This window comes from Schaedlerella sp. (genome assembly GCF_056796775.1).
In genome coordinates this window covers 3,358-7,116 of sequence record NZ_JBQIKP010000082.1, presented here as the reverse complement: position 1 = coordinate 7,116, position 3,759 = coordinate 3,358, and the positions used below count along the sequence as shown (strand labels likewise).

The window sequence follows — 3,759 nt, the reverse complement described above, 5'->3', positions numbered from 1 at the left end:
CTGCCATCAACCGGGAAAGCGCCGCCATGCAGGGATGTTTTTTCTCATTTTACAAAGGAGTATCATACTATGTTTGAACAGATTTTTGAAAATGTACGGGGGAAGTCACCCCTGGTTCATTGTATCACCAACTATGTCACCGTCAACGACTGTGCCAATATGCTGCTGGCCTGCGGCGGCTCACCCATTATGGCAGATGACCCGGAGGATGCCGTGGAAATCACCGGCATCTGCAAAGGGCTGGCTATCAACATCGGCACACTGAATCAGCGCACCATCCCGGTTATGCTTGCTGCCGGGAAGCGTGCCAACGAGCTGAGGCATCCTGTGGTGCTGGATCCTGTGGGAGCTGGGGCCTCCGCGCTGCGGACGGATACGGCACTTCGGCTGCTTGAGGAGCTAAAGCTTACGGTAATCCGGGGCAACATCTCGGAGATGAAGACGCTGGCTTACGGCAGCGGCACCACCAAAGGGGTGGATGCCGACGTGGCGGACAGGGTGACAGAAGACAATCTAGACGTGGCGGTATCCTTTGTTAGGGAACTGGCCCGGCGCACCGGGGCGGTTATTGCTGTCACCGGAGCCATTGATATCGTGGCGGACAAAGAGCGGGCATTCTGTATCCGCAACGGCCATCCGGAGATGTCTTCTATTACCGGGACCGGCTGCCAGCTTTCCATCCTGACGGCGGCCTTTGTCACCGCCAACCCGGAGCATCCCCTTGAGGCGGCAGCCGCAGCCGTGTGCGCCATGGGTCTGTGCGGGGAGATTGCCCACAGGCGTATGACCGAACTGGACGGCAACGCTTCCTATCGGAACTATATCATCGACGCCATGTACCGCCTGACTCCTGCAAGGTTGGAGAAAGGAGCAAATTATGAAGTGCGATAAACGCTATATGCTGCTCTATGCCGTTACTGACCGGGCCTGGACAGGGGAACAGACGCTCTATGAGCAGGTGGAGGCGGCATTGAAGGGCGGTGTGACTTGTGTGCAGCTGCGGGAGAAAGAGATGGATGAGACGGCGTTTCTTCAGGAGGCCAAAGATATCTGTGCCCTGTGCCACCGGTATGGCGTGCCGTTCATTGTGAATGACAATGTGGACGTCGCCATCGCCTGCCAGGCGGACGGTATCCATGTGGGCCAGGAGGACATGGCGGCGGGCGAGGTTCGCCGCCGGGTGGGGGACGCTATGCTCCTGGGTGTCTCTGTCCATACGGTGGAAGAAGCACGACGGGCTGTTCGGAACGGTGCGGACTATCTGGGTCTGGGGGCGGTGTTCCCCACAAGCACGAAGACAGATGTGGATCAGATGACGAATGAGACCTTACGCGCCATCTGCGATGCGGTTGACGTGCCCGTTGTGGCCATCGGAGGCATTAACCGGGGCAACCTTCTTAAGCTGTCCGGCAGCGGTGTGGACGGTGTGGCCCTGGTATCAGCCATTTTTTCGGCGGAGGATATTGAGGATACCTGCCGAAAGCTTCGCCTGTTGGCAGAGGGGATGGTGAGGGCATGAGGATTCGCGGCGCGATTTTTGATGTGGACGGCACGCTGTTGGACTCCATGTTTATCTGGGACACCATCGGAGAGACTTATCTGCGCTCTATCGGATATGAGCCGAAAGAGAATCTGAACGAGGTGTTTAAGAATATGAGCCTGCGCCAGGCGGCCCGCTACTATCAGACCGAGTATGGCGTGAAGCTTGGTATTGATGAGATCATGGATGGGGTCAACGCCATGTTGGAGCGGTATTACTGTTTTGAGGTTCCGCTGAAACCGGGGGTGGAGGAGCTGCTTAAGCGGTTTAGGGCAAGCGGCGTCAAGCTGTGTATCGCCACTGCCACTGACCGGTATCTGGTGGAGGCCGCTCTGAAGCGGTGCAAAGCGCTGTCTTATTTTGGCGAGATTTTCACCTGCAATGAAGTGGGACACGGCAAGGATGAGCCGGATATCTTTGAGGCGGCGCTTCGCTTCCTGGGAACAGAAAAGTCAGAGACGGTTGTGTTTGATGACGCGCTCTATGCCATCAAAGCGGCGAAAGAAGCCGGGTTCCCTGTGGCGGCGGTCTGTGACAGCCATGAAAAGAATCAGGAAGAAATCCGCGTTCTGTCCGATGTATACCTGAAAGACTTGGCGCAGCTGGATAAACTTCAGAAGCTCCTTCCGGTTTAAGGAATTTACTTCCTGACATCCGAAAGCTTCAAGCGGCGGATCGGGGGCACCACTTTCCGTCGCTTAATAAAAATAATGCAAAGGAGAGATAGCAATGAGAACAGCATTATCAATCGCTGGGACAGACCCCAGCGGAGGCGCCGGGATTCAGGCCGATCTGAAAACGATGACCATGAACGGTGTTTTCGCCATGAGCGCCATTACGGCGCTGGTAGCGCAGAATACCACCGGTGTAAGAGAAATTGTAGAGATGACGCCCGATTTTCTCGGACAGCAGATTGACGCGGTATTTGAGGACATCCCGCCCGATGCGGTGAAGATCGGTATGGTGGCCTCCTGCGGACTGATTGAGAAGATTGCAGAACGGCTGCGCTTCTATCAGGCGAGGAACGTTGTGGTGGACCCGGTAATGGTGGCTACCAGCGGCGACCGGCTGATTTCCGAAGTGGCGGTGGATACACTGAAAACCTGCCTGCTCCCCCTGGCGGCTGTGGCTACGCCCAATATCCCGGAGGCAGAGATCCTGTCTGGCATGGCCATTCAAAGCCAGGAGGATATTGAAGCCGCGGCCAGACAGATCAGCGGCGCCTATGGATGTGCGGTCCTGCTCAAGGGCGGGCACAACATCAACGACGCCAATGACTACCTCTATGCGGATGGCGCGGGGACATGGTTCTACGGAACTCACATTGATAATTCCAATACCCATGGAACCGGCTGTACGTTGTCCAGCGCCATAGCGGCAAATCTGGCCAAGGGATTTGACCTGCCCACATCCATCCGGCGGTCCAAAGAATACATCTCCGGCGCGCTTAATGCCATGCTGAACCTGGGGAAGGGCCGAGGACCCATGCAGCACAATTTCAATCTGACCGGTGAATACGCAAAGGAGGCAGAGTCATGAAAACAACCATAAAGACAACAGAACGGCTTTTATCCGCAACAAAAGACATTTGGGCGGCTTACAATGAGCATCCCTTTGTGAAGGGTATCCAGGACGGTACTTTGGAGCAGGCGAAGTTTAAGTATTACATCATTCAGGATTACCTTTATCTGGAGGAGTATGCGAAGGTGTTCGCCCTGGGCATTGCCAAGGCAAAAAGCCCCGAAACCATTCAGCTTTTCTCCAGGTATGTGACCCTGCTGACCGAGGGAGAGATGGATATCCATCGGGGCTATATGGGTAAGTTCTCAGTTTCACGGGAGGAACTGGAGGCAACGCCCCGGTCGCTGGACAATCTTTCCTATACGTCCTATATGCTCCGGGTGGCTTATGAAGAGGGGGAGGCGGAGATTCTGGCCGCTATCCTGTCCTGTGCCTACAGCTATGAGGTGATTGCCAAAAAGATTGTAGAGAACAATCCGTCGGCACAGGATCATCCATTCTACGGCGATTGGGTCAGAGGCTACGCTGATCCCCATTACGGCGAAGCGAACGTCCTGCTGCTGGAAATGACAGACCGGCTGACCCTGCACTATACCGAACAGCAGGTGCGGCATCTGGAAGATATTTTTGTGGCCTGTTCCCGCTACGAGCTGGCTTTCTGGGAGATGGCCTGGAACATGAGCAAATAGGGCGCTAAT

General features: G+C 55.5%; 5 protein-coding genes. All 5 read left to right on the top strand.

Annotated features, from left to right (window positions below; all coding sequences use genetic code 11):
- The first annotated feature begins 69 nt into the window (after positions 1–69).
- The 5 genes from thiM (at position 70) to tenA (ending at position 3,750) form a co-directional block, all read left to right on the top strand.
- Complete coding sequence (gene thiM / locus ACTOY7_RS20875) at positions 70–891, top strand: hydroxyethylthiazole kinase (protein ID WP_300825764.1); 822 nt, start codon at positions 70–72, stop codon at positions 889–891.
- Positions 878–1,519: a thiamine phosphate synthase gene (gene thiE, locus ACTOY7_RS20870; RefSeq protein WP_016220698.1), complete on the top strand. Its 642-nt coding sequence runs from the start codon at positions 878–880 to the stop codon at positions 1,517–1,519. Before thiM ends, thiE begins: the two co-directional genes overlap by 14 nt.
- The gene (locus ACTOY7_RS20865) at positions 1,516–2,175 is read left to right on the top strand and encodes an HAD family hydrolase (protein WP_016220697.1); all 660 of its coding nucleotides are present in this window, start codon (positions 1,516–1,518) and stop codon (positions 2,173–2,175) included. The genes thiE and ACTOY7_RS20865 overlap by 4 nt, the downstream gene beginning before the upstream one ends.
- Before the next feature lie 94 nt (positions 2,176–2,269).
- Positions 2,270–3,079 (top strand): bifunctional hydroxymethylpyrimidine kinase/phosphomethylpyrimidine kinase, encoded by an 810-nt coding sequence (thiD, locus tag ACTOY7_RS20860; RefSeq protein ID WP_482672783.1) that lies wholly within the window; start codon positions 2,270–2,272, stop codon positions 3,077–3,079.
- Positions 3,076–3,750 carry a thiaminase II gene (gene tenA / locus ACTOY7_RS20855; protein ID WP_482672782.1) on the top strand — a complete coding sequence of 225 codons (675 nt, stop codon included), beginning with the start codon at positions 3,076–3,078 and terminating at the stop codon, positions 3,748–3,750. Before thiD ends, tenA begins: the two co-directional genes overlap by 4 nt.
- The last annotated feature ends 9 nt before the right edge of the window (positions 3,751–3,759 follow it).

Excerpts from the sequence above, each read along its gene's own strand:
- thiD (WP_482672783.1), top strand. The coding sequence starts at position 2,270 with ATGAGAACAGCATTATCAATCGCTGGGACAGACCCCAGCGGAGGCGCC.
- thiE (WP_016220698.1), top strand. The coding sequence starts at position 878 with ATGAAGTGCGATAAACGCTATATGCTGCTCTATGCCGTTACTGACCGG.
- tenA (WP_482672782.1), top strand. The coding sequence starts at position 3,076 with ATGAAAACAACCATAAAGACAACAGAACGGCTTTTATCCGCAACAAAA.
- ACTOY7_RS20865 (WP_016220697.1), top strand. The coding sequence starts at position 1,516 with ATGAGGATTCGCGGCGCGATTTTTGATGTGGACGGCACGCTGTTGGAC.
- thiM (WP_300825764.1), top strand. The coding sequence starts at position 70 with ATGTTTGAACAGATTTTTGAAAATGTACGGGGGAAGTCACCCCTGGTT.